The organism is Streptomyces sp. NPDC127114 (assembly GCF_042677525.1).
Taxonomy (GTDB): Bacteria; Actinomycetota; Actinomycetes; order Streptomycetales; family Streptomycetaceae; genus Streptomyces.
Genome location: NZ_JBHXTJ010000055.1, coordinates 20,691 through 45,844, shown reverse-complemented (window position 1 = coordinate 45,844; position 25,154 = coordinate 20,691). Strand labels below are relative to the sequence as shown.

22 protein-coding genes are annotated in these 25,154 nt (G+C 69.4%); 8 read left to right on the top strand and 14 right to left on the bottom strand.

Features of this window, described 5'->3' with window-relative positions; translation table 11 throughout:
• Positions 1-358: 358 nt before the first annotated feature.
• Both ACFVGS_RS33675 and dapA read right to left on the bottom strand, forming a co-directional pair.
• The gene (locus tag ACFVGS_RS33675) at positions 359-2,044 is read right to left on the bottom strand and encodes a ribonuclease J (RefSeq protein WP_384423506.1); all 1,686 of its coding nucleotides are present in this window, start codon (positions 2,042-2,044) and stop codon (positions 359-361) included.
• Between the two features lie 138 nt (positions 2,045-2,182).
• The gene (dapA, locus tag ACFVGS_RS33670; RefSeq protein WP_385695888.1) at positions 2,183-3,082 is read right to left on the bottom strand and encodes a 4-hydroxy-tetrahydrodipicolinate synthase; all 900 of its coding nucleotides are present in this window, start codon (positions 3,080-3,082) and stop codon (positions 2,183-2,185) included.
• 347 nt (positions 3,083-3,429) lie between these two features.
• Between dapA and ACFVGS_RS33665 the strand changes: the two genes are divergently transcribed.
• Positions 3,430-3,669: a hypothetical protein gene (locus tag ACFVGS_RS33665; RefSeq protein WP_384423509.1), complete on the top strand. Its 240-nt coding sequence runs from the start codon at positions 3,430-3,432 to the stop codon at positions 3,667-3,669.
• Between the two features lie 52 nt (positions 3,670-3,721).
• Positions 3,722-4,279: a hypothetical protein gene (locus ACFVGS_RS33660; RefSeq protein WP_385695884.1), complete on the top strand. Its 558-nt coding sequence runs from the start codon at positions 3,722-3,724 to the stop codon at positions 4,277-4,279.
• A 4-nt stretch (positions 4,280-4,283) separates the two neighbouring features.
• On the opposite strand, the gene ACFVGS_RS33655 is transcribed toward ACFVGS_RS33660, so the two are convergent.
• From ACFVGS_RS33655 to eccD, 6 genes are all read right to left on the bottom strand, one after another.
• Complete coding sequence (locus tag ACFVGS_RS33655) at positions 4,284-4,724, bottom strand: hypothetical protein (protein ID WP_384423513.1); 441 nt, start codon at positions 4,722-4,724, stop codon at positions 4,284-4,286.
• 5 nt (positions 4,725-4,729) lie between these two features.
• Entirely contained in the window at positions 4,730-5,482 is a 753-nt protein-coding gene (gene dapB, locus ACFVGS_RS33650; protein ID WP_384423515.1) for a 4-hydroxy-tetrahydrodipicolinate reductase, read from the bottom strand.
• A 35-nt stretch (positions 5,483-5,517) separates the two neighbouring features.
• Positions 5,518-6,897, bottom strand: coding sequence for a M16 family metallopeptidase (locus ACFVGS_RS33645; RefSeq protein ID WP_385433961.1), 1,380 nt, complete (start codon positions 6,895-6,897; stop codon positions 5,518-5,520).
• Positions 6,894-9,110 (bottom strand): polyribonucleotide nucleotidyltransferase, encoded by a 2,217-nt coding sequence (locus ACFVGS_RS33640; RefSeq protein WP_384420746.1) that lies wholly within the window; start codon positions 9,108-9,110, stop codon positions 6,894-6,896. The genes ACFVGS_RS33645 and ACFVGS_RS33640 overlap by 4 nt, the downstream gene beginning before the upstream one ends.
• A 271-nt stretch (positions 9,111-9,381) precedes the next feature.
• Positions 9,382-9,669 carry a 30S ribosomal protein S15 gene (rpsO, locus tag ACFVGS_RS33635; RefSeq protein WP_189848205.1) on the bottom strand — a complete coding sequence of 96 codons (288 nt, stop codon included), beginning with the start codon at positions 9,667-9,669 and terminating at the stop codon, positions 9,382-9,384.
• A gap of 209 nt (positions 9,670-9,878) precedes the next feature.
• Positions 9,879-11,351, bottom strand: a complete 1,473-nt coding sequence (gene eccD / locus ACFVGS_RS33630) for a type VII secretion integral membrane protein EccD (protein WP_385695878.1) — start codon at positions 11,349-11,351, stop codon at positions 9,879-9,881.
• Positions 11,352-11,532: 181 nt separating this feature from the next.
• Here eccD and eccCa point away from each other — a divergent pair, with 181 nt between their 5' ends.
• The 6 genes from eccCa to ACFVGS_RS33600 all read left to right on the top strand — a co-directional run bounded on the left by eccCa (position 11,533) and on the right by ACFVGS_RS33600 (position 19,959).
• Positions 11,533-15,483: a type VII secretion protein EccCa gene (gene eccCa / locus ACFVGS_RS33625; RefSeq protein ID WP_384420742.1), complete on the top strand. Its 3,951-nt coding sequence runs from the start codon at positions 11,533-11,535 to the stop codon at positions 15,481-15,483.
• 162 nt (positions 15,484-15,645) lie between these two features.
• Positions 15,646-16,089: a hypothetical protein gene (locus tag ACFVGS_RS33620; protein ID WP_384420740.1), complete on the top strand. Its 444-nt coding sequence runs from the start codon at positions 15,646-15,648 to the stop codon at positions 16,087-16,089.
• Between the two features lie 10 nt (positions 16,090-16,099).
• Positions 16,100-18,283 (top strand): hypothetical protein, encoded by a 2,184-nt coding sequence (locus ACFVGS_RS33615; protein ID WP_385695874.1) that lies wholly within the window; start codon positions 16,100-16,102, stop codon positions 18,281-18,283.
• Positions 18,280-18,951: a hypothetical protein gene (locus ACFVGS_RS33610; protein WP_385695871.1), complete on the top strand. Its 672-nt coding sequence runs from the start codon at positions 18,280-18,282 to the stop codon at positions 18,949-18,951. The genes ACFVGS_RS33615 and ACFVGS_RS33610 overlap by 4 nt, the downstream gene beginning before the upstream one ends.
• On the top strand, positions 18,948-19,619 hold the full coding sequence (locus ACFVGS_RS33605; protein ID WP_384420734.1) for a hypothetical protein: 672 nt from the start codon (positions 18,948-18,950) through the stop codon (positions 19,617-19,619). The genes ACFVGS_RS33610 and ACFVGS_RS33605 overlap by 4 nt, the downstream gene beginning before the upstream one ends.
• 106 nt (positions 19,620-19,725) lie before the next feature.
• The gene (locus ACFVGS_RS33600; RefSeq protein ID WP_365348743.1) at positions 19,726-19,959 is read left to right on the top strand and encodes a DUF397 domain-containing protein; all 234 of its coding nucleotides are present in this window, start codon (positions 19,726-19,728) and stop codon (positions 19,957-19,959) included.
• Between the two features lie 69 nt (positions 19,960-20,028).
• On the opposite strand, the gene ACFVGS_RS33595 is transcribed toward ACFVGS_RS33600, so the two are convergent.
• From ACFVGS_RS33595 to mycP, 6 genes are all read right to left on the bottom strand, one after another.
• The gene (locus ACFVGS_RS33595) at positions 20,029-20,337 is read right to left on the bottom strand and encodes a WXG100 family type VII secretion target (protein WP_384420733.1); all 309 of its coding nucleotides are present in this window, start codon (positions 20,335-20,337) and stop codon (positions 20,029-20,031) included.
• A 17-nt stretch (positions 20,338-20,354) separates the two neighbouring features.
• The gene (locus tag ACFVGS_RS33590) at positions 20,355-20,684 is read right to left on the bottom strand and encodes a hypothetical protein (RefSeq protein ID WP_384420731.1); all 330 of its coding nucleotides are present in this window, start codon (positions 20,682-20,684) and stop codon (positions 20,355-20,357) included.
• 31 nt (positions 20,685-20,715) lie between these two features.
• Complete coding sequence (locus ACFVGS_RS33585) at positions 20,716-21,939, bottom strand: S8 family serine peptidase (protein WP_385695867.1); 1,224 nt, start codon at positions 21,937-21,939, stop codon at positions 20,716-20,718.
• 13 nt (positions 21,940-21,952) lie between these two features.
• Complete coding sequence (locus tag ACFVGS_RS33580) at positions 21,953-23,341, bottom strand: hypothetical protein (protein ID WP_385695865.1); 1,389 nt, start codon at positions 23,339-23,341, stop codon at positions 21,953-21,955.
• An 18-nt stretch (positions 23,342-23,359) separates the two neighbouring features.
• Positions 23,360-23,818, bottom strand: a complete 459-nt coding sequence (locus tag ACFVGS_RS33575; protein WP_385695862.1) for a hypothetical protein — start codon at positions 23,816-23,818, stop codon at positions 23,360-23,362.
• Positions 23,819-23,920: 102 nt separating this feature from the next.
• On the bottom strand, positions 23,921-25,042 hold the full coding sequence (gene mycP / locus ACFVGS_RS33570) for a type VII secretion-associated serine protease mycosin (protein WP_385695901.1): 1,122 nt from the start codon (positions 25,040-25,042) through the stop codon (positions 23,921-23,923).
• Positions 25,043-25,154 lie beyond the last annotated feature (112 nt).

The following is a 25,154-nucleotide window of genomic DNA, read 5'->3' as shown; positions in this document are numbered from 1 at the left end:
TTCGTTCTTGCGTTTCCGACTCTATCAGATCTTTCCGATCCGATTTCCTCGGTGCTTTCCGGTCCCTTTCGCTTTCGCTCCGGGCCCTTCCGGCGGTTTCGAGTTTATCAGATGTTTTCGATCCGATTTCCTCTTCGCTTTCCGGTCCGGCTTTCCGACTTTCGTCTTCTTTCCGAGGCCTTCCGGCGCGTCCCGACTTTATCAGAAGTTCTGAGTCGGATTTCCCGCCTCCCGGTTCACGCTCCCGGCACACAGTGGTGCCCGGGGCTTCCCCTCTGGCGGAGCCGTAAACGTACTGGAGGGGGGCGCCCCGATGCAAATCGAGGCGCCCCCCTCCCCGTTGGGAGCGGACGGTCCGTCAGACCTCCACGACCACCGGGAGGATCATCGGGCGGCGGCGGTAGGTGTCGGAGACCCACTTGCCGACCGTGCGGCGGATCAGCTGCTGGAGCTGGTGCGACTCGACCACGCCGTCCTGAGCGGACTTGTTGAGGGCCTGGTCGATCTTCGGGAGCACCGCGTCGAAGGCGGCGTCCTCGATGCCGGAGCCTCGGGCGTGGACGTTGGGGCCGCCGACGATCTTTCCGGTGGAGGAGTCCACGACCACGAAGACCGAGATGATGCCCTCTTCACCGAGGATCCGGCGGTCCTTGAGGGAGCTCTCGGTGACGTCGCCGACCGAGAGTCCGTCGACGTACACGTAGCCCGCCTGGACCTTGCCGGTGATCCGGGCGCGGCCGTCGACCAGGTCGACGACGACGCCGTCCTCGGCGATGACGATGTGGTCCTTCGGGATGCCCGTCATCGCGCCGAGCTCGGCGTTGGCGCGCAGGTGGCGCCATTCGCCGTGGACCGGCATGAGGTTCTTCGGCCGGCAGATGTTGTAGAAGTACAGCAGCTCGCCGGCGGAGGCGTGGCCCGAGACGTGGACCTTGGCGTTGCCCTTGTGGACGACGTTGGCGCCCCAGCGGGTCAGGCCGTTGATCACGCGGTAGACCGCGTTCTCGTTGCCCGGGATCAGGGACGACGCCAGGATCACGGTGTCGCCGGGGACGATCCGGATCTGGTGGTCGCGGTTCGCCATCCGGGACAGGGCGGCCATGGGCTCGCCCTGGGAGCCCGTACAGACGAGCACGACCTCGTCGTCCGGGAGGTCGTCGAGGGTCTTCACGTCGACGACCAGGCCGGCGGGGACACGCAGGTAGCCCAGGTCACGGGCGATGCCCATGTTGCGGACCATGGAGCGGCCGACGAAGGCGACCCGGCGGCCGTACTCGTGGGCGGCGTCCAGGATCTGCTGGATGCGGTGCACGTGGCTGGCGAAGCTGGCCACGATGATGCGCTTCTGGGCGTTGGCGAACACGTTGCGCAGGACGCTGGAGATGTCCCGCTCGTGCGGCGTGAAGCCCGGGACCTCGGCGTTCGTCGAGTCGGTGAGCAGGAGGTCGATGCCCTCCTCGCTCAGCCGCGCGAACGCGTGCAGGTCGGTGAGGCGGTTGTCCAGCGGCAGCTGGTCCATCTTGAAGTCGCCGGTGTGGACGACCATGCCCGCGGGAGTGCGGATGGCGACGGCCAGCGCGTCGGGGATGGAGTGGTTGACGGCGATGAACTCGCAGTCGAAGGGACCGAACCGCTCGCGGTGCCCCTCGGCCACCTCGAGGGTGTAGGGGCGGATGCGGTGCTCCTGGAGCTTGGCCTCGATGAGGGCGAGGGTCAGCTTGGAGCCGATGAGCGGGATGTCCGGCTTGAGCCGGAGCAGGTACGGCACGGCACCGATGTGGTCCTCGTGGCCGTGGGTCAGGACGATGCCCTCGACCTGGTCGAGGCGGTCCTGGATGGTGGTGAAGTCGGGCAGGATCAGGTCGACGCCCGGCTGCTCCTCCTCGGGGAAGAGGACGCCGCAGTCGACGATCAGCAGGCGGCCGTCGAACTCGAAGACCGTCATGTTGCGGCCGATCTCACCGAGACCGCCGAGCGGGGTGACGCGCAGCCCGCCCTGGGGCAGCTTCGGCGGGGCGCCGAGTTCAGGATGCGGATGGCTCAAAAGGTTCTCCTCACCACACGCGCCACGTACCGGCTCGGCACGTGGCGCGTATGACATTCGTGCACTTGCTGTTGTTTTCGGTTACGGATGTTCAGTTACGCGTGTTCAGTTACGGATCTTCGGTTGTGAAGTCTGTTGTCAGATCTGTACCCCGCCGGCGGCAAGATCGATCTTGAGTTGGGCGGTCTCCTCGGGCGAGAGCTCCACGAGCGGCAGGCGCAGCGGACCGGCAGGCAGGCCCTGGAGGGCGAGGGCGGCCTTGGTGGTCATGACGCCCTGGGTGCGGAACATGCCGGTGAAGACGGGCAGCAGCCGCTGGTGGATCTCGGTGGCCTTCTGGACGTCACCGGCGAGGTAGGCGTCGACGAGGGCGCGGAGCTCCGGGGCGACGACGTGGCCGACGACGGAGACGAAGCCGCAGGCGCCCACGGAGAGCAGCGGCAGGTTGAGCATGTCGTCGCCGGAGTACCAGGCGAGGCCGCTGCGGGCGATGGCCCAGCTGGCGCGGCCGAGGTCGCCCTTGGCGTCCTTGTTGGCGACGATCCGGGGGTGCTCGGCGAGCCGGACGATCGTCTCGGTGTCGATCGGGACGCCGCTGCGGCCGGGGATGTCGTACAGCATCACCGGGAGCTCGGTGGCGTCGGCGATGGCCGAGAAGTGCCGGTAGAGGCCCTCCTGCGAGGGCTTGTTGTAGTACGGCGTGACGGCGAGCAGGCCGTGTGCGCCGTCGCGCTCGGCGGTGCGGGCCAGCTCGAGCGTGTGGTGGGTGTCGTTGGTTCCGATGCCGGCGACGACGTGGGCGCGGTCGCCGACCGCCTCCAGTACGGCCCGTACGAGCTGCGATTTCTCCGCGTCGGTGGTGGTGGGGGACTCGCCGGTGGTGCCGTTGACGATCAGGCCGTCGTTGCCGGCGTCCACGAGGTGGGCGGCGAGTCGCTGGGCACCGTCGAGGTCGAGTGCGCCGTCCGCCGTGAAGGGCGTGACCATGGCGGTGAGGACCCGCCCGAAGGGGGTCTGCGGAGTGGAGATCGGAGCCATGGGTAACACGCTACTCGCTGCTCAGCGCCGGGGGTCCCCTCGGGGGACGCGATAAGAGGAGCCCGGCACTGCCTGCTCGGGGGTTCAAGCAGTGCCGGGTCCGTTTGATCAGCCTAGATGAACTTCGTGAAACGTCGCAATACGGACACTTCGCACGCGAATTTCGTACTTATGTGCGTTACGGCGCTACGAGCGAGGCCACGCACGGTCTTCCGGCCCGGACCTTCGGGTCCTCCTCCAGAATGAGATTCGGCCGCTTTGATGAAAAAACGGCACCAAACCCTCGCCCCGCTCGTCTCTACCGGTGACACACACGTTCAGCACCAGCCCCGAGGAGAGTGCTCCCCATGTTGCGCCGGCGAGAGGCCGTACCGTTCGCGTTCGTCGCGGAGTCCGACCGCTTTCGCAGTAACGTCACTCCCCCGCCTCGCGAACGTCCCACCGCGTCCCAGATCCTCGGCCGCACGCTGCTGGGACTGACCGTCGTGGCCGGCCTGGTCGGCTCCCTGGTCCTCGGCATGCCGTCCCTGGAACCCGGGGACGCGAGCGGTCACCGGCATCAGTCCGAGGCTTCCGACGGGCGCTGAGGTAGCCTCACCGGGCACAGTCACCGAACGTGCTTGTGAGTGAGGACCCGCCGTGCCCCTGCCCTTCCTGACGGCCGACCGCGACTTCGACGCAGACGACGACATCAACGACGTCGCCCTGCCGTTCGCCGACCACGACCAGTGGCGTCGTCCGTACCGGCCCGGTCCGTGGCGGGTGGGGCTCGCCGCGCTCGCGCTGCTCCTGGCCTCGTTCGTGCTGCTCGCGGCGGTCGTCATCGCCGCCGCCGGCGCGACCGGCGGCGCCCTGTTCACCTTCGGCGTCGCGCTGCTGATCATCCTCGTCGCGCTGCGCGTGCTGCGCATGGGCGTCTGGGTGAGCCGGGCCGGGCTGCGGCAGGTGCGGTTCTTCGTGACGAAGACCGTGCCGTGGCCGCAGGCGAGCGCCGTGCGCACCGTCCAGCAGCCGGTGCGCTGGCTGGGACTCCCCCGCACGGTCCAGGGTCAGGCCCTCGTCCTCGTACGGGAGAACGGTGAGCAGGCGCCGCTGCTCACCGATCACAACGCCGACTTCCTCTCCCGCGTCGAGGCCTTCGACCGCGCCGCGGACACGATCGAGGCCTGGAACGCGGAGTACGCGGGCGCCCGCTGAGTCGTCAGCCCGCCGCGTGCAGGGCGATCGCGCGCTGCATCGCCTTGCGGGCCCTCGGGGTGTCGCGGGCGTCGTGGTAGGCGACCGCGAGCCGGAACCAGCACCGCCAGTCGTCCGGCGAGTCCTCCGTCTCGGCCTTGCGCCGGGCGAAGACCTCGTCGGCCGAGTCGCGGTCGATGCGGCCGCCCTGTGTGCGCTTCAGCTCGTCGACGGGCAGCCCGCCCTCGGCCTCCAGCTCCGCGGCCAGGCGGTTCGCCAGGCGCGCGAAGCGGGTGTTCTTCCACAGGAACCAGCCGCCGACCAGCGGCAGCAGGAACGCCACCGCGCCCATGCCCATCGCCGCCGGCTCGCCGGTCAGCAGGAGCAGGACGCCCTCCATCCCCACCACCCCGAAGACGAGCACGAGGACGGTGGAGAGGAAGACGTACGTGATCTTTCCGCCCATGACCGTCAGCCCAGGTCCAGGAAGTGTTCCAGACCGAAGGTGAGGCCCGGGGTGGTCACGACGCGGCGCGCGCCGAGCAGGATGCCCGGCATGAAGCTGGAGTGGTGCAGCGAGTCGTGGCGCACGGTCAGGGTCTCGCCCTCGCCGCCGAGCAGCACCTCCTGGTGGGCCAGCAGGCCCCGGAGCCGTACGGCGTGCACCGGGACACCGTCCACGTCCGCGCCGCGCGCCCCGTCCAGGGCCGTGGTCGTGGCGTCGGGCTGCGGGGCGCAGCCTGCCTTCGACCGGGCCTCGGCGATCAGCTGGGCGGTGCGGGTGGCGGTGCCGGAGGGCGCGTCCACCTTGTTCGGGTGGTGCAGCTCGACGACCTCGACCGACTCGAAGTACGGGGCGGCGATCTGCGCGAACTTCATGGTGAGGACCGCGCCGATGGAGAAGTTCGGGGCGATCAGGACGCCGGTCTCCGGGGACTGGGCGAGCCAGCCGTTCAGCTGCGCGAGGCGCTCCTCGGTCCAGCCGGTGGTCCCGACGACCGCGTGGATGCCGTGGCGCACGCAGAAGTCGAGGTTGCCCATGACCGACGCGGGGGTGGTCAGCTCGACGGCGACCTGGGCCTCCGTCTCGACGAGCGTCTCCAGTTTGTCGCCGCGCCCCAGGGCCGCGACCAGTTCCATGTCCTCGGCGGCCTCGACGGCCTTGACCGCCTCGGAGCCGATGCGGCCCTGGGCTCCGAGTACCGCCACGCGCAGCTTGCTCATTGCTCTCTTCCCTCAGTGACTCGTGACTCGTGCGGTCAGGAGACCGCGTGGTGGAGGCGGTCCGCCTGCTTGTCCTTCAGCGGGCCTATCACCGAAAGCGAGGGCCGCTGCGCCAGTACGTCGCGGGCCACCTCACGCACGTCGTCGGGGGTGACGGCGGCGATCCTGGCCAGCATGTCGTCGACCGACATCTGGGCGCCCCAGCACAGCTCGCTCTTGCCGATGCGGTTCATCAGCGCGCCGGTGTCCTCGAGGCCGAGGACGGTCGAGCCGGAGAGCTGCCCGATGGCGCGGGCGATCTCGTCGTCGGTGAGGCCGTCGGCGGCGACCTTGTCGAGCTCGTCCCGGCAGATCCGCAGCACGTCGTGGATCTGGCTGGGCCGGCAGCCCGCGTACACCCCGAAGAGACCGCAGTCGGCGAAGCCGGAGGTGTACGAGTACACGCTGTACGCCAGACCGCGCTTCTCCCGGACCTCCTGGAAGAGGCGGGAGGACATGCCGCCGCCGAGGGCGGTGTTCAGCACGCCGAGCGCCCAGCGGCGCTCGTCGGTGCGGGCCAGGCCCGGCATGCCGAGGACCACGTGCGCCTGCTCGGTCTTGCGGCCGAGCAGCTCGACCCGGCCCGCCGTACGGATGGTGCGCCTGCCGTCGCGCGGGGCGACCGGGCTCGCGTCCGTACGGGTGAGGGCGCCGGCCTTCTCGAAGGCGCGGCGGACCTGCCGTACCACCGTGGCGTGGTCGACGTTGCCGGCGGCGGCGACGACCAGGTGGGTGGGGTCGTAGTGCTTCTTGTAGAAGCGGGCGATCTGGTCGCGGGTGAGCGCGTTGATCGTGTCGACGGTGCCGAGGACCGGGCGGCCCAGCGGCGTGTCGCCGAACATGGTCTGCGCGAACAGGTCGTGCACGACGTCACCGGGGTCGTCCTCGGTCATCGCGATCTCCTCGAGGATGACGCCGCGCTCGGCGTCCACGTCGGAGTCGAGGATGAGCGAGCCCGTGAGCATGTCGCAGACGACGTCGATCGCCAGCGGCAGGTCGGTGTCGAGGACCCGGGCGTAGTAGCAGGTGTACTCCTTCGCCGTGAAGGCGTTCATCTCGCCGCCGACCGCGTCGATCGCTGCGGAGATGTCGAGAGCGGACCGCTTGTGGGTGCCCTTGAAGAGGAGGTGCTCCAGGTAGTGGGTGGCGCCGTTGAGCGCCGGGGTCTCGTCACGGGAGCCGACGTGCGCCCAGATGCCGAAGGTGGCGGAGCGCACCGAGGGCAGGGTCTCGGTGACGATGCGGAGGCCGCCGGGAAGGGTCGTGCGGCGGACGGTGCCGATGCCGTCCCTGCCCGGAAGAAGCGTTTGGGTACGGGCGACGGCCCGCCCCTCGGAGGAGGGGCGGGCCGTCGTCGCGGAACTGCGGGACGTCACTGGTCGGAGGCGTCCTTCTCGTTCTCGTTCTCCTCGCCCTCGATGACGGGGATGAGGGAGAGCTTGCCGCGCTGGTCGATCTCGGCGATCTCGACCTGGACCTTGGAGCCGACCGCGAGCACGTCCTCGACGTTCTCCACGCGCTTGCCACCGGCGAGCTTGCGGATCTGCGAGATGTGCAGCAGGCCGTCCTTGCCCGGGAGCAGGGAGACGAAGGCACCGAAGGTCGTGGTCTTGACGACCGTGCCCAGGTAGCGCTCGCCGACCTCCGGCATGGTCGGGTTGGCGATGCCGTTGATCGTGGCGCGGGCGGCCTCGGCGGCCGGGCCGTCGGCGGCACCGATGTAGATGGTGCCGTCGTCCTCGATCGTGATCTCGGCGCCGGTGTCCTCCTGGATCTGGTTGATCATCTTGCCCTTGGGGCCGATGACCTCGCCGATCTTGTCCACGGGGATCTTCACGGTGATGATCCGCGGGGCGTTGGGGGACATCTCGTCCGGGGTGTCGATCGCTTCCATCATCACGTCGAGGATGTGGAGGCGGGCGTCGCGGGCCTGCTTGAGGGCCGCGGCCAGGACGGAGGCCGGGATGCCGTCCAGCTTGGTGTCGAGCTGGAGAGCGGTGACGAACTCCTTCGTACCGGCGACCTTGAAGTCCATGTCGCCGAAGGCGTCCTCCGCACCGAGGATGTCGGTGAGGGCGACGTAGTGCGTCTCGCCGTCGATCTCCTGGGAGATCAGACCCATGGCGATGCCGGCGACGGGGGCCTTCAGCGGCACACCGGCGTTCAGCAGCGACATGGTGGAGGCGCAGACCGAGCCCATGGACGTCGAGCCGTTGGAGCCGAGGGCCTCGGACACCTGACGGATCGCGTACGGGAACTCCTCGCGGGTCGGCAGCACCGGCACGATCGCGCGCTCGGCGAGCGCGCCGTGGCCGATCTCGCGGCGCTTGGGCGAGCCCACGCGGCCGGTCTCACCGACGGAGTACGGCGGGAAGTTGTAGTTGTGCATGTAGCGCTTGCGGGTCACCGGGGAGAGGGTGTCCAGCTGCTGCTCCATGCGGAGCATGTTGAGGGTGGTGACGCCCAGGATCTGGGTCTCGCCACGCTCGAACAGGGCGGAGCCGTGCACGCGCGGGATGGCCTCGACCTCGGCGGCGAGGGTACGGATGTCCGTGATCCCGCGGCCGTCGATGCGGACCTTGTCCTTGATGACGCGCTCGCGCACGAGGGCCTTGGTGAGGCTGCGGTAGGCGGCGGAGATCTCCTTCTCGCGGCCCTCGAAGGCCGGGAGGAGCTTCTCGGCGGCGATCTCCTTGACGCGGTCGAGCTCGGCCTCGCGCTCCTGCTTGCCGGCGATGGTGAGCGCCTGGGCGAGCTCGCCGCGGACGGCGTCGGAGAGGGCCGCGTACACGTCGTCCTGGTAGTCCAGGAAGATCGGGAACTCGGTCTCCGGCTTGGCGGCCTTGGCGGCGAGGTCCGACTGGGCCTTGCACAGGACCTTGATGAAGGGCTTCGCGGCCTCGAGGCCGGCGGCGACGACCTCCTCGGTCGGCGCCTCGGCGCCGCCCTGGACGAGCTGGATGGTCTTCTCGGTGGCCTCGGCCTCGACCATCATGATCGCGACGTCGCCGTCCTCCAGGACGCGGCCCGCGACGACCATGTCGAAGACGGCGTCCTCGAGCTCGGTGTGCGTCGGGAAGGCGACCCACTGGCCCTTGATCAGAGCGACGCGGACGCCGCCGATCGGGCCGGAGAAGGGCAGGCCGGCCAGCTGCGTGGACGCGGACGCGGCGTTGATCGCGACGACGTCATACAGGTGGTCGGGGTTGAGCGCCATGATCGTGGCGACGACCTGGATCTCGTTGCGCAGGCCCTTCTTGAAGGACGGGCGCAGCGGGCGGTCGATGAGCCGGCAGGTGAGGACGGCGTCCTCGGAGGGGCGGCCCTCACGGCGGAAGAAGGAGCCGGGGATCTTGCCGGCGGCGTACATCCGCTCCTCGACGTCCACCGTCAGGGGGAAGAAGTCGAGCTGGTCCTTGGGCTTCTTGGACGCGCTGGTCGCCGACAGCACCATGGTGTCGTCGTCGAGGTAGGCGACGGCGGAACCGGCGGCCTGCTTGGCGAGGCGGCCGGTCTCGAAGCGGATGGTGCGGGTGCCGAAGGTGCCGTTGTCGATGACGGCCTCGGCGTAGTGGGTCTCGTTCTCCACTAGCGATTACTCCTACGTTTCGTCTTTGCGTCCGGGCGCCCGTGTGGCGCGGGGACGGTGCGGGAGAAGCGCTGTCGTGGCGGGGCCGGTCTTCGATCGAAGCTCCCGGGATGAGGTCCGGGGGCCACTACCGAGGACCGGCGTCGTGCCGGCTGCTTCTCGCGCGCCGATGTGGCGTTGTGTGACCAGACTAAGTGCCGGTGGGCACATCGCGCACGTACAGCAAAGGGAGCGGCCCCCTGAAAGTGGGAACCGCTCCCTTCACAGCGACTTACTTGGCGCCGGCCGCACCGCGGCGGATGCCGAGGCGGTCGACCAGCGTACGGAAGCGCTGGATGTCCTTCTTGGCCAGGTACTGCAGCAGGCGGCGGCGCTGACCGACCAGGATCAGCAGACCACGACGGGAGTGGTGGTCGTGCTTGTGGGTCTTGAGGTGCTCGGTCAGGTCCGAGATGCGGCGGGACAGCATCGCGACCTGGACCTCGGGGGAGCCGGTGTCGCCCTCCTTGGTGCCGAAGTCGGCCATGATCTGCTTCTTGACGGCGGCGTCGAGAGCCACGCGGATCTCCTCTGGTTCGTGCGCCCACGAGTGCCCCTGGTCTTGGTCTCAGGGGAAACTTCCGTGACTCGCGAGCGAAGGTCCGATGAGCGCTGCTCCCCGAGGTTCACGGGAGGCCCGTGGGTTTCCGGGAGCGCGTACACAAACGGCCGTCACACAGCGTACCAGCTCGGCGTACGGCCCCGGAGCGGGCCTCCGCCGGGCCGGGGTCAGCCGGTGAGCGAGCGGGCCCGCATGAACACGTCGAGGACGGCGAGGCACAGCGGGACCAGGGAGAGCAGGACGAAGCCCTCGGTGAGGTCGAGCAGCCGGCCCCAGAAGGGCGAGAGGCCCTTCCTCGGGATGATCAGGCCGATCGCGGTGACCAGGGCGGCGCCGGCGGCGACGGCCGCGGTGAGCCAGATCGTACGGATGTCGAGGCCGCCGCGGTCCCCGTACATCAGGAGGTCCTTCACGAGGTCGACCGGCGGGTTCAGGGAGAGGCCGAGGACCAGCAGGGCGATGGCGGCGAGGCCGGCCACCAGGACGGAGGCGACCTGCGAGGTGTAGCGGAAGAGCCGGGCGCGCAGCAGCATCGCCAGGCCGGCGGCGAGGGCGAGCAGCTGGCCCCAGGTGTTGCCGGCGAAGCCGAGGACCGCGCTGGAGCCGACGACGACCGCGGCGCAGCCGCCCACCAGGCCGAGGAGCATCTCGTGGCCGCGGCGGGCCTGGAGCGCGATCCGCTCGCCGTCGACGGGCTGCGCCTCCTGGGCCGGCTGGTGCGGGTCGGCGAGGAACTCGTCGTCGGCGGCGCTGCGCGGGGAGGCGTAGCCGATGGGCAGCCGGGCGAAGCGGGCGGAGAGGCCGGGCAGGAACGCGACCAGGCCGATGGCGACGGGCACGCACACCGCGGCGGTCTGGGTGGCCGAGGCCTCGGTGAGGATCGCGACGAAGGTGGCGACGGTGCCGACGGTGGCCAGGAAGGTCGCGGCCACGAACGGGGCGTCGCCGCTCGGGGTGAGGGCGACCAGCGTCACGGAGGCGACCAGGACGGTGACGCAGCCGAGCAGGAACTGCAGCCGACCCGGACCCTGGCCGGCGTCGGGCGCGAGGATCCCGGAGCCGGCGATCAGCAGCAGCGGCAGCGCGCCGAGGCCGAGCGCGACGGCGGTGGCGCGGTCGCCGTAGACGCGGGCGCGGACGCCCGCGAAGGCGGTCAGCAGCACGCCGGCCGCGCCGGCGATGACGCCGGGCAGGCTGTGCATGTCGTGGCGGACCGGGTCGGCGAACCAGAGCACGAAGCCCATGAGGACGAGCAGCAGGACACCGCCGACGAGTCCGGCGCCGCGCAGCAGTTCGTCGCTCCACAGGTGCCGGTCGCGGGTGACGGCGGAGGCGACGGCGTCGGAGACGTCGTCGTAGACGGCCGGCGGCAGGGACTGGGCGAAGGGGCGCAGGGAGAGCACCTCGCCGTCGAGGACCTGCTGGGCGGCGAGGGTGCGGGCGCCGTCGAGGACGGTGCCGTCCCGGCGGACCAGGTGGTAGCCGGTGGGGGCGCCGGCCGGCTGGGTCTGCCCGGTGAGCCGGAGGATCTCCGGGTAGACGTCGGCGACGGCGATGTCCTCGGGGAGTGCGACGTCGATGCGGCTGTCCGGCGCCACGACGGTGACGCGGCAGAAACCGGTCGCTGCGGTCGTACTCACGTGTCTGGACCCCCTGATTCGCGGTTGCGCACGGTGCGGCGACACCCTACCGGGGAGCGGCGGGGGTGGCTGCAAGTAGGATCCTGCACTCACGGGGGAGTCCGCATGGAACACAGCCGACGGGGGCGCCGGTGCGGAAGTTCCTCCACGAGCCCGCCCGTAACGAGGGATTGATGCGCCGGTGAGCCAGATCGTCGTCAAACGCCCGCCGAGGTCCCTTCCTCCGGAAGTACCCGGTGAGGAACTGGTCCTGGAGTCTCCGCCGGAACTGCCGCGGGGACAGCAGGAGTCGGCGTTGATGCAGCTCCTGCCGATGCTCGGCATGGGCTCGTCCGTGGTGTTCTTCTTCATGACGCCGTCCCCGATCATGCGGATCATGGGCACGCTGATGCTGGCCTCGACGGTCGGCATGGCCATCGCCCAGTTCGTCAGATTCCGCAAGGGGTCGCAGGGGCAAATGGCCGATGTCCGGCGGGACTACCTCAAATACCTCGCGCAGACCCGGCGTACGGTGCGGCGCACCGCGCGCAGGCAGCGGGACGCGCAGCTGTATCTGCACCCGGCGCCCGAGCAGTTGTGGTCGGTGGTCGCGGAGGGTTCGCGGGTCTGGGAGCGACGGGTCGGCGACCACGACTTCGCGCAGGCCCGGATCGGGCTCGGCGCCCAGCAGTTGGCGACTCCCCTGGTGGCACCGGACACGGCACCGGTGGACGAGCTGGAGCCGCTCTGCGCGGGCGCGATGCAGCAGTTCCTCGCGGTGCACGGCACCCTGGACGGGCTGCCGATGGCGGTCTCTCTGCGGGCCTTCTACCACGTGACGGTCTCCGGTGACCCGGAGGCGGCGCAGTCCGCGGCGCGCGGTCTGGTCGCCCAGCTGGTCACCCTGCACTCCCCCGACGACCTGATGGTGGCCGTGGTGGCGGCGCGGGGCGCGCAGGAGCGCTGGGACTGGACGAAGTGGCTGCCGCACACCCAGGTGCCGGGCACGGTCGACGGGGCCGGGACGAAGCGGCTGTTCGGCGACGACCTGGGCGAGCTGGAGCAGCTGATCCGCTCGAAGCTGGACGGCCGGCCGCGGTTCAGCCGGGACAACCAGCCGGTCCTGGACCAGCCGCACGTCGTGGTGGTCCTCGACGGCGGGATGGTGCCGCCGGACTCGCTGTTCGCGGCGGCCGAGGGCCTGCAGGGCGTGACCATCGTCGAGGTGGTCTCCGGCGAGCTCGACGAGCCGCGCGGCGGTCTCTCCGTGGTCGTACGGCCGGGCCGGCTGCGCCTGGAGTCGGGCGGCGGTTTCGCGTACGAGGGCGTGCCGGACGTCATGTCGCTGCCGGCCGCGGAGGCGCTGGCCCGGCAGCTGGCGCCGCTGCGGATGGGCGGCGGGGACGACGACGAGCCGCTGCTCGCCAACCTGGACTTCACGGACCTGCTGAACCTGGGCGACGCGGCGTCGGTGGACGTGGCCCGCACGTGGCGGCCGCGGTCGGTGGCGGAACGCCTCCGGGTGCCGATCGGTGTCGGCGAGGACGGCCAGCCGGTCATGCTCGACCTCAAGGAGGCGGCTCAGGAGGGCATGGGCCCGCACGGCCTGTGCGTGGGTGCGACGGGTTCCGGAAAGTCGGAGCTGCTGCGCACGCTGGTGCTCGGCCTCGCGGTGACGCACTCCTCGGAGACGCTGAACTTCGTCCTCGCGGACTTCAAGGGCGGCGCGACCTTCGCGGGCATGTCGCAGATGCCGCACGTGGCGGCCGTCATCACCAACCTCTCCGACGACCTGACGCTGGTCGACCGCATGGGCGACGCGATCCGCGGTGAGCTCCAGCGGCGCCAGGAGCTGCTGCGGTCGGCCGGCAACTACGCCAACATCCACGACTACGAGAAGGCGCGGGCGGCGGGCGCCCCGCTGGAGCCGCTGGCCTCGCTGGTCCTGGTCATCGACGAGTTCTCCGAACTCCTCACCGCCAAGCCCGACTTCATCGACATGTTCATCCAGATCGGCCGCATCGGCCGTTCGCTGGGCGTGCACCTGCTCCTGGCCTCGCAGCGCCTGGAGGAGGGCAAGCTGCGTGGCCTGGACACGTACCTGTCGTACCGGATCGGTCTGCGGACCTTCTCGGCGGCCGAGTCGCGCACCGCGATCGGCGTGCCGGACGCCTACCACCTGCCGTCGGTGCCGGGTTCGGGCTATCTGAAGTTCGGCACGGACGAGATGACCCGCTTCAAGGCGGCGTACGTCTCCGGCACGTACCGCACGGGCGGCCCGCGCCTGGAGGCGGGGAGCATGCCGATCGAGCGGCGGCCCGCGCTGTTCACGGCCTCGCCGGTGCCCGTGGTGTACGCGGCGCCGGACCCGGCGTACCTGACGGCGCAGCGCAGCGAGGACGACGACGCGCTCGCGGACACCGTGCTCGACGTGATCGTGCGGCGCCTCGAGGGGCAGGGCGTGCCGGCGCACCAGGTGTGGCTGCCGCCGCTGGACCAGGCGCCGTCGCTCGACCAGCTGCTGCCGGGGCTCGCGCAGACCGCGGACCGGGGTCTGACGGCGACCGAGTACACCCGCCCGGGCGGGCTCACGGTGCCGCTGGGCCTCATCGACAAGCCGTTCGAGCAGCGGCGCGAGGTGCTGTACCGGGACTTCTCGGGCGCGGCGGGCCACATGATGGTGGTCGGCGGTCCGCAGTCCGGCAAGTCGACGCTGATGCGGACGCTGATCTCGTCGTTCGCGCTCACCCACACGCCTGCCGAGGTGCAGTTCTACTGCCTGGACTTCGGTGGTGGCGGCATGTCGTCGCTGGCCGAGCTGCCGCACGTCGGCGGGGTGGCCTCACGCCTGGACCCGGAGCGGGTGCGGCGCACGGTGGCCGAGGTGCTCGGTGTGCTCAACCGGCGGGAGGAGTTCTTCCGCGCCCACAACATCGACTCGATGGCGACCTACCGGCGCAAGCGGGCGGCGGGCGAGCTGCCGAACGAGCCGTGGGGCGACGTGTTCCTGGTCATCGACGGCTGGGGCGGTTTCCGCAACGAGTACGAGGGCATGGAGGCGCCGGTCGCCGACCTCGCGGCGCGCGGTCTCGGCTACGGCATCCACGTCGTGATCACCGCGGCCCGCTACATGGAGGTGCGGGCGGCGCTCAAGGACCAGATGCTGGGCCGGCTCGAGCTGCGGCTCGGTGACGTCATGGACTCCGAGTTCGACCGCAAGGTGGCGGCGAACGTGCCGACGGGCGTGCCCGGCCGCGGCCAGGTGCCGGAGAAGCTGCACTTCATGGGCGCGCTGCCGCGGATCGACGGATCGAGCTCGGCGGACGACCTGGCGGCGGGCACGACGGCCTTCGTCGAGGCCGTACGGAGTGCCTGGCAGGGCCCCGGCGCGCCCGCGGTGCGGCTGCTGCCGCACAAGCTGCCGGCCGAACAGCTGCCGAAGGGCTTCGAGTTCCCGCAGCACGGCATCGCGATCGGCATCGACGAGACGCGCCTGGAGCCGGTGTTCGTCAACTTCGACACCGACCCGTTCTTCCTGATCTTCGGCGAGAGCGAGTCCGGCAAGACGAACCTGCTGCGGCTCATCGCCAAGCAGATCGGCGAGCGCTACTCCCCCGACGAGGCGAAGCTGGTCGTCGGCGACTACCGGCGGGCCCTGCTCGGCAGCCTGCCGGAGGAGCACCTGCTGGAGTACGCGCCGATGGCGAGCTCCATGCAGATGCACATGGAGGCGCTGTCCGGGGTCTTCGCACGGCGCCAGCCGCCGCAGGACGTGACGCCGCAGCAGCTGCGGGACCGCAGCTGGTGGTCGGGGCCGCAGGTCTTCATCATCGTCGACGACTACGACCTGGTGGCCACGAGCGCCGGCAACCCCCTGGCGCCGCTGGCCGAATACCTCCCCTTCGCCCGCGACACGGGCGTGCGCTTCATCATCGCCCGCAACAGCGCGGGCGCCTCGCGCTCCATGTACGAGTCGTTCATGCAGCGCATCAAGGAACTGGGCGCGCAGGGCGTGGTGCTCTCGGGCGACCCCTCGGAGGGCGACCTCATCGGCAACGCCCGCCCCCGGCCGATGCCGCCGGGCCGCGGCCTGTTCGTGTCACGCCGGGGCCAGGCCTCGCTGGTACAGACGGGGCGGCTGCCGGAGCGGTAGGCACTCCCTCGTTCCGTCATGGTGCGGCTTCGCGAGCCGAAGCCGCACCATGAGCACCTTCGGACGTGAACACCTCAGACGCGAACACCTCGGACGTGAACACCTCGGACGTGAACACCTCAGACGCGAACACCTCGGAAGCACGACCATCGCTTCACCCGCATGAATCGCTTCGACCCGCTCAAGGGGGACCGTATGTCGTTCGGCGACGAATGGGCACAGCACAAGAGCGCTGCCGCCACACGCCTCAACCAGCTTCCCGCGGACCAAGGCGGCGGAACCGGTCAGCCCGACCTCGCGACCACGCCGGCGCGTAAGAAGAAGGCGGGCGACGACATCGAGAACCACGTCCAGCCGAAGGTACGGCGGGCCGCGGACGCGGCGGACGAGGGCACCAGCGGCGCGATCGCCGAGTTCAAGGGCTGGGACACCGCGGCCGGGCTGAAGAAGGCGCACGAACACTGGGACACGCAGGTGAAGCGCCTGCAGGACCGGCTGAGTTCGGAGCGCGAGTTCCTGAGGAGCGCGTCCAACCAGTTCGTGCTCAACGACCTGGAGACCGGATACAGCTTCACCGCGGTCCAGTCCAAGGTTTCGGGAGTCTAGGGGAACCGGGATGCCGACGTACCAGGAAATCATGCAGACCGACCTCGGCAAGCTGGTCACGGCCGCCGACGGCTGGAAGAAAATGGCCGAGACCTTCAAGGAGGCGGAGGACCTCTACGAGAAGGAGGTCCAGAGCGTCGCCACGGGCAATCCCCAGTGGACCGGCCAGGCCCAGCAGGTCAGCGTCGTCAACTTCGGGATCACCCGCAAGGAGCTCGACTCGGCGCAGAAGGAAGCCCTCGCCGTGGAGTCGCTGCTGCGCGACGCCCACAGCACGTTCACGGAGCTCAAGGGCCGTGTGAAGGCGGCGGTGGACGAGGCGGTCGCCGCGGGCATGAAGGTCTCCGAGTCGGGGAACGCGAGCTACGACTTCAGCAAGGTCAGCGCGCAGGAGGCCAACACCATCCGCCACGACCCGGATCTGCCCGAGGTCGAGATGTCGTACACGCGCAAGATCGGCGACGCGGTCAAGGCGGTCACCGACTTCGACGCGGACGTGAAGGTCGCCCTCCTCAACGCCTCCGGCGCCGACGGCACGGCGGCCCTCGGCTTCAACTCCAAGCCGGTCGGCGACGTCGAGGCCGTCGAGGCGCTGGCTCTGTCGGAGAAGGTCCGCGAGGGCAAGGCGTCGAAGGCGGAGCTGGAGCACTACCGCGACCTGCTGAAGCAGAACTCCGACGACAAGCACTTCAGCGAGGCGTACCTGAACGGCCTGGGAGCCAAGGACACACTGGCGATCGCGGACAAGATGAACCTGGCGGCGAACGAGCGGGGCATCTCGGACGCCGAGAAGAAGCTCTACAACTCGATCAACGCGAGCCTGGCGGACACGATCGCCTCGGGCACGAGCGACCCGAAGGGCTACGCGTACCGGCCGTTCGTGGACGGGCTGAAGGCCCTCGGAGGCAAGGTCGTCACCGAGGAGACCGGTCCCTTCGGCGACAACGTCCCGACTAAGGGTTACCAGGTCCTCGTCACCCTCATGGGCCAGGGGAAGCCCGACGGCTACGGCAAGGAGTTCCTCAACGAACTCGGTCACGACATGATCGAGATCGAGAAGAAGGACCCGGACAAATGGCAGCACTTCCGGGACGTATTGCGTCCCAACATCGCTGCCGACCCGCTGGACGGGTTGCTCGGCATCATGAGCAAGGACCCGGCGGACGCCGAGTACTTCCTCGACCCCAAGGCTCCGGGGAACGAGAACGAGCACCTGAAGTTCCTCCTCACGGACCGAACGTGGCCGGAGATGGGGCTGAACAACGTCTACGGGCCACCGCAGTTCATGGACGACCCCATGAAGGCCATGGGCCTCGGCAATGCCATCCAGGCGGCAGCCACCGGCCACGAGCCGGGCGAGAAGCTGGGACCGGTCGGACTGCACAGCGAAGGCCAGGCGCGCGTCATGCACAGCGCGATCAAGTTTCTCGACGACGACATGGGCGGCGCCAAAGCCTTCGAAGACCTGGCGAACCTCCGTCAACCGATGGCGAGGGCCTTGGCGGACTACGTTGCCGATACCCACCTCACACTCAACGGGCAGGAGGCGGAGTACGGGGAGGTCGACGGCAACGGCTCCATCACCACTCGTCCGGGGTCGGGTGACACCTCGAGCATTGCCGTGGGGCAGGGCAGTCTCGTTCGCGTCATGCGTGGCATCGCTGACGACGGCCCGTCCTACGCTCTCCTCTATGAAGCCGAGCGCGCCTACTCTGCCCATCTGCTCGGGGAGGCTCCGGCCTTCCAAGGCGATGCCGTGCATTCGGAGAGCGCGGAATGGAACCACCGGTCGCGGAACATCGGAATGGCGATGGGCGCCCTCAACGAGATCGGCGCCGACGTGTACGTGGACAAGGCGGACGACCAGGCGAAGTGGGCCGAGGGCACCTCGGAGCACACGGCGGCGGCGGTCAACGGAATGATCGGGGAGATTCCGGTGGTCGGCACCATGGGAGGCTCCATCATCGACTCCGTCAAGTACGAATGGGTTAAGGACGTCACCGACCTCGCAGAAGAACAGCGGGACAAGGGAGTCAGCAACAACTTCGCCTCCGGCAAGCAGGGCATGACCAAGATCTTCAACGAATGGCAGACCCAGGGGAACCTGGCTTCCGGCCCGTACAACGCGGCACGGGATGCCGCCTACAACGGTCACACCAGCGGTATCAACGAAGCCAGGAAGCATCTGGGATGAAGACGCTGAAGCGCCACTCATGGCCAGCACTCGCAGCCGTTTCCGCGTTGGCCGTGACCTCCTGCGCCTCCGAGCCGGCGAGCCCTCCGAAGGACAGGCTCTGCAGCGTCCCGGCGGGGTCTGCCGAGGAACAGTTGCTGCACACTGTCATCCGGACGAACACCTTCAGGACTGAGTCGGCCCAACCCCGCGACCAGCGCTTCGTGGAGAGGATGGAGGAAAACCTTCACAACATCGGGGACCCCGCCGCGACGTACACGGTCTCCGGATGCTCCTACGTACCGAACGGTCAAGCGGACACCGGTCGTGCCGCGATCGACTTCGAGTGGGTACCCCTCGATGAAGCGAAGAAGGAGCCCACCGAAAGAGGCACCCGTGAATACCGGCTGAACGGCGCGACCGGAAACACCAATGACGTCACGACCAACCTGTACGTCCAGTGCGTCATGCCAGGTGACCTGAAAGAAGCGTCGAAGAAGGTCCTCCTACACACGGATGCCGCGTTCACGGTGAATCTGGGTCCCGTTCACGATCACCACACCCAGGATCAGCAGATGGCCTTCGTGTACCGCATGGCACGCAGGGCTACGGAGGTCCTGGGCTGCGAGAACAAGCCGCTGGCGAAGGACCCCGTCGTCGAACCCCTCACCGAAAGCACCTCGTCATGATCCGGGCGAAGCACACCACCCTGGGCGCCACCGGCGCCGTCCTCCTCGCCGTACTGGTCGGATGCGGCGGCTCCTCGGAAGCCGGCGGGTCCGGTGGGTCCCTGAGCGTCGACCGGATGATCGAGCTGGCCGAGAAGGTCGGGGAGGAAGGGGCCGACAGCTGCCCGCTGCCCTACGACGCCAAGGAGGCGGCCGAAGCGGCAAAGGTCGAGGAGGCTGTCGAGCCGGGCAAGGCGGGCGCGGCCGGAGCGTCGGCGGACGAGCCCGTCGCGACCGCCGAGGGCGGGAAGACGACGCCTCCGCAGTCGGCGTGGGCAGGCAAGGCCGGAGCGTGGATCACGTGCTCGTACCACGTGGGCGGCGAGGATCTGAAGATTCACACCGTCGGTACGGAAGCCGGAAACACGGCCAACGTGTTGCTGCCCACCGCTCAGAGCGCCGCCGGTATGACCTCCGACGAGGTGCAGGCCTACTGGCAGAAGACCGACACGGCGAAGCCCGGAGAGCCGGTGCCGACCAAGGGCGGGAACGTCGTCACCGTTCGGCTCTCCTCTGGTGGCAAGAGCGACGTAGCCCTGCTGCTGACCGTCGGCGAAGGCGACAAGAGCAAGCTGAAGCCAGAGCAGGTCCTGGAGCTCGCGAAGTCCTTCGCCGCGCAGGCGGAGTGAACCGGCGGGGCGGATTCCGGGGTCCGGCTGACAGCCGGACCCTCCGGCACCCATGATTGACCTGCAACGACGCGTGTTCCACCGCTGCATGAAGGAGCAGAGCCAGATGGGCACTCAGCAGGAGAAGGACGAGCTGTACGCGCTCGACATCAGCGGCGTCGAGTGGGAGGGCGCCCCCGGTACGAGCCCCGACGAGGAGCGCGTGGAGATCGCCCACCTGCCGGGCGGCGGCGTCGCGATGCGGTCCTCGCTCGACCACGACACGGTGCTGCGGTACACGAAGGCGGAGTGGGACGCATTCGTACTCGGTGCGAAGGACGGGGAGTTCGACCTGCGGTAGACGAACAGCGAGAAGGGGTCCGCTCCCTGTGGAGCGGACCCCTTCTCGCGTTCTCGTGATCCGCGAGGATCAGTACGCCTCGGTGAACAGGCGCGAGGCCTTCACGTCGGTCGAGCGGTAGCTGTCCTTGCCCTGCTCGACGATCTTGGCGGTCTGCTCGAGGCGGTTCTTCATGTCCTCGGCGCGCTTCTTGTACTTGCCCTGCAGGATCTCGTACTCACGGTGAGCGTCACCGTCCCAGGTGTCGGTGACGACCTTGAGCGCGGTGTCCATCTCGGCGAGGTCCTTGACGATGTTCTGCGAGACCGTACGGATGCGGTTCGCCATCTCCTGGACGCTCTCGTACCGGACCTTGGTGCCGGCGTTGTCGACAGACATGCTGATCCCCCTTTTCGTCAGATGTTGTTGAGCGAGGAGTGGTTCACGGCGGCGAAGGTGGCGCGCACCTCGTCGTCGTTCGCGTTGCTGAGGTTCTTGGTCTCGCCCACGGCGGTGAGGAGGACGTTCAGCAGACGACGGATGGTGTCGTGGTCCTCGTTGAGGAGCGTCTGGGCCTGCTTGAAGCCCGCGGCACCGACACCGGTCCAGCCCGCGCTGCAGGTCTCGAGGATGTTGGCGAGCTCACGCGCCTGCTTGGTGACCGCGTCGGCGGTCTCCGTGATCTTGTTCTTCGCCTGGACGATCGGATCGTCTGCGAGTCCGAACCCACCAGCGGGAGTGCTCATCTGAAGCTCCTCATGTTGTCGATGCAGTGGTTCATGCGTCTGTCGACGCTCTCCTGCGTACTCCCGCCGCTACGACGAGGCCGATGACGGCGACGACGGCGACGGCACTCGCGGCGATGGCCCAGAGCGGGAACCCGCCCTCGTCGGACGCTGCGGCCTGGCCCTTGTCCTTGGCCTGGTCGCTGCCGCTTGCCCCCGTGTTCTCAGGAGAGGGGGAGGTCTGGGGTGTTGTCGATGCCTTGCTCGTGCCCTGCGCCGCGAGCAGCGGGTTGACGTCGGGGGCGCCCGGGTTGCCCTTGCCCTCCAGGAGGACCTGGGCGGGGCGGACGGTTCCGTAGCCGATGTACTTGGACGGAACGGGTCCGTCGTGGCCGGCCGTCTCCATCATGACCCGGAGGACCTGATTCCCGGTCCAGTCGGGGTGAGCGGACCAGATGAGGGCGGCGGTGCCGGAGGCGATGGCGGTGGCCTGACTGGTGCCAAAACCGGCGCAGTACTTGGTCTTGTCCTTGGTGCAGCGCCCGGGGACATCGACACCGGGGGCGGCAAGGGCGAGGTGAGGGCCGTAGCTGGAGAACTTCGCGACTTCGCCCTTGGTGTCGACGGCGCCGACGGCGATCACTCCAGGGATGGAAGCGGGGTAGCGCGGGTATCCGTTCCCGTCATTGCCGGCGCCCGCAAAGAGCAAGGCGCCCTTCTTGCGGGCGTAGTCCACCGTAGCCTGCCATTCGGGAGTCACTTCCTTCCGCGCCAGTCCAGCCATCGAGATGTTGATTACCCGAGCACCGTTGTCTACCGCGTAGCGGATGCCCTTGTACGTCGTTTCCCATCCGAAGTTCGTGTTGGCACCAATTTTCACGGGAAGAATCGTCGCGCCAGGGGCGATGCCCTTGACTCCGCCGTCGGCCCCACTCCCCGCGATCGCGAGGGCCATGTTCGTGCCATGGCGATCGGTGTCTTTGTCGTCCACACGGCCCGGGCCTCCCGTGTCGAAGTTGCGTCCGGGGAGCACCTTTCCGCGAAGCTCCGGCAACGTCGAATCGACACCGGTGTCGATGACAGCGACGGTAATGCCCTTGCCTGTGGCCACCTTCCACAACTCGTCGGCCTTCATGGCGTCCAGGTACCACTGGCGCGACCGCATGTCGTCCGCCGTCGCTACCGGCGCCGTGACGGTCCACGTGGCGACGACGGCCGACAGGGCGCCGAGCAGCGCTGCTGTGCGGCGCCCGGCGACCCGGGTGAGGGGGGACATCAGGGAAATGCTCCTAGTCGATGACGGGCGGGACGATCTGGCGCTGGCCCGAGGTCCACGTCTCCTCGTCCTCGGACAGGTAGTCGGGGCGGTTGCGCGGCTGACGCCGCTCCTCCCCTTCCTGCTGTGTCGAAGCGGGCGGACGCACCAGGCCGGTACCACCGGGCGTGAAGGCCGAGCGTCCACTCACACCGGACGCCGAGGGCGCACCGATGGTTCCGCCGGGCTGGGTCGCCAAACGGCGGCCGGCGCCGCCCTGGCCGCCCATGGGGCCACCGTGCATGCCGCCGCCGGCGCTCGGGCCGTGCATGCCCGCGGCGCCACGACCGTACTGCGCTGCCGTGCGCTCCTCGCCGATGACCGTGCTCATGGGCATGCGGCCCATCGGCTGGCCCGTGACGGAGCGACCCGGTACCTGCTTGCCACCGGTGATGCCCTCGGGCCGGGCCATCGGGGGCAGCGTGCTCGGGCCCGGCAGTCCGGTGCGCGTCGCGGGGCTCGGCAGGCCAGTGACGGACGGACGCGACTGCTGGAGACCGTTCTGCTGGCCCAGCGGCGGAGCGATGGGCGGCAGTGAGACGGGCGGCAGCGGCTGGTTGGTCGCCGGTGGAGGCGTGGTGGTGAGCGGAGGCTGAGCGGGCGGCCGGTTCGTGGTCTCCGGCGGCGGCGTCAGCTTCACCGAGTCGAGGTTGGTGTCCACCTCGGTGTCCGGACGCGTCGGCGTGGCCGGCGGGACCGACGGCGGGTTCACCGGGTCATGGGGCTGCCGCTCGGTGCCGCTCGGAGTCGACACTTCAGCCCGCTGGAGGCTCGTGTGGCCCGTCTGAGTGGTGCCCGTACCGGAACCTGTGCCCGAGTACGTACTGGAACCGGTACCGCCGCCGGTGCTGTACTCCCGTTCGCCTCCGCCGACGACGCCCCCCTCTAGCGGCTTGAACTCCGGCTGCCGCTCCGCCGCGATCCGGTTGCTCGTCGTGTCGTAGTACGACGACAGCCGCTGCATCGCGTTGATGGCTTCCTGGAGCTTCGGGCCGGTCTCCGACTCGATGCGGGCCTTCTCCTTCTCCGGGTCCGCGTAGCACATGCCCGCCGGCTTCGGCACGGCCGCCTTGGCCTCCGAGAGGGCTTGGGCCGCGGTCTTCATCTCCGAGGCGACCACCGTGGTGAAGTCGCCCAGGACCAGGGTCTCGGAGACCATGCCGGCGCCCCACTTGCGGAACGCCTCGCCGCCCTCGCCTTCCCACTGCACACGGGAGATGTAGTGCCGCAGGTCGGCGGCGATGCTCAGGATCTTGGGCGCTGCCGCCGCGAGCGCCTGGCCCGCGCCCGAGAGGTCCTCGGGCTTGGCCGACGCGATCATCGCGTACAGAGCGTCCAGGGACTTCCCCTCGAACTCTGACATCGTGTTGTCCTCCCCCGTTTAGCTGAATCCGCCGGAATCGGTGTCGGTCGTGGGCTTGGCCGGCTGCTCCGGCTTGGCCGCGCCCTCAGCGCCGGTTCCGTAGTGCTTGTCGTGGTCTTCCTGCGTGGTCTTCTGGATCGCGCGGTAGCGGTCCAGCTGCTCCTGGTCCACGCCCTCGTACCCCTTGTCGGCGATCTGCGCGCGAATGCCCATCGCCTCGATCGTCTCGCCGAAGATCTTCGTCAACTCCTCGAGCCGCGTGCGCACCTTCTCGTACGCCCCGTGCAGCTCGCTCGCCGCGCTGAAGCCCGTGCCGTACGACGCGGCCGTGACCTTCTGCTCGCCGATCTTCGTGTGTTCGGCCGGCGAGCCCTTCAGCTCGTCGACCAGCTTCTGCATACGCGACTGGAAGGTCAGGAGCGTCACGTCGCCGACTTCGAGCCCCTGCTTACCGCCGTCCCCGTTCGGCCCTGCCACTTCAGTTCCCCCTCGTCACATGCACGAACTCGCCCACTCTAACTACTTGGTACGACAGTTCCAACTGCAAAGCTACCTAGGTATTCCTACTCATCTGCCGCCTCACCCGGCCGCCCCGCGCCGCCGCCGCCCGTCCCTGATCACCACAGCCGTCCCCGCCACCACCGCGACCAGCACCCCCGCGATGCCCAGTGCGTACGTCGCGAGGCGTTCGGAGCGTTCCTGGGGGGTTTCCGACATGGCCATGTGGGCCGGTTCCGGGGCCGGGGGTTTCGGGGGGCCCGGGTCCGGGGTGGGGCCCGTCAGTGGGGGTTCCGGGCCGTCGGCCAGGGCGCGGACCGGGTCCACGACGCCCCAACCCACGTGGTTGTCGTGGCCGTTGACCGCACGGACGGCCGTCTGCTCGATGCGGGTGACGATCTGCGAGGCCTTCCAGTTCGGGTACTTGGCCCGCAGCAGCGTCGCCACGCCCGCGACGTACGGGGCGGAGAAGCTGGTTCCGTTGTCGACGCACTGGCCGCCGCCCGGCACCGTGGAGACCATGTCGACGCCGGGTGCGGCGACGCCGACGAAGGTGCCGGACTGGGAGAAGGCGGCGCGTTCGTTGTTGCGGTCGGACGAGGCGACGGCGAGGACGCCCGGGAAGGCCGCCGGGTAGGTGTTCTTCAGTTTGCCGTCCATGCCGTCGTTGCCGGCGGAGGCGACGACCACGACGTCCGCCTCGAGCGCCCGGGCCACCGCCTTGGCCAGCGACGACTCGGGGCCGAGCGGCTGGGTGGTGTCCTGGGAGATGTTGATGACCTTGGCACCCTTGGCCACGGCGTGGTCGATGGCCTGGGCCATCGTGTCGGACTTGCCGCTGTTCTTCTCGTCGTTCTGCCGGATCGGGATGATGGTCGCCTCGGGCGCGAGGCCGACGAATCCGGTGCCCTTGCGGGGGCGGGCGGCGATGATGCCGGCGACCTTGGTGCCGTGTCCGACCTCGTCGACGGTGCCGTCGGTCTTGCCGCGCTGGTCGTTGCCCGGGCCCGGGTTCTGCTTGTCGGGCTTCAGGTAGTCCTTGCCGGCCTTGGCGTCGACGGCGGGCTTCAGCTGCGGGTTGACGTCGTCGACTCCGGTGTCGATGACGGCGACGCGGACGCCCTTGCCCTTGGTGTCCTGCCACAGTTCGTCGAGCAGCACCCGCTGGAGCGACCAGGGGATGCCCTCGATCTGCTTCTTCATCGGGAAGGTGCACTCGCCGCTGCCGTCTATCCCGACCGGTTCCGCGGCGGCAGCACCGGCCGCCGGGGTCGCGGCCAGAACGGCCGTCAGGGTCGTGGTCGCCAGGAGGGCC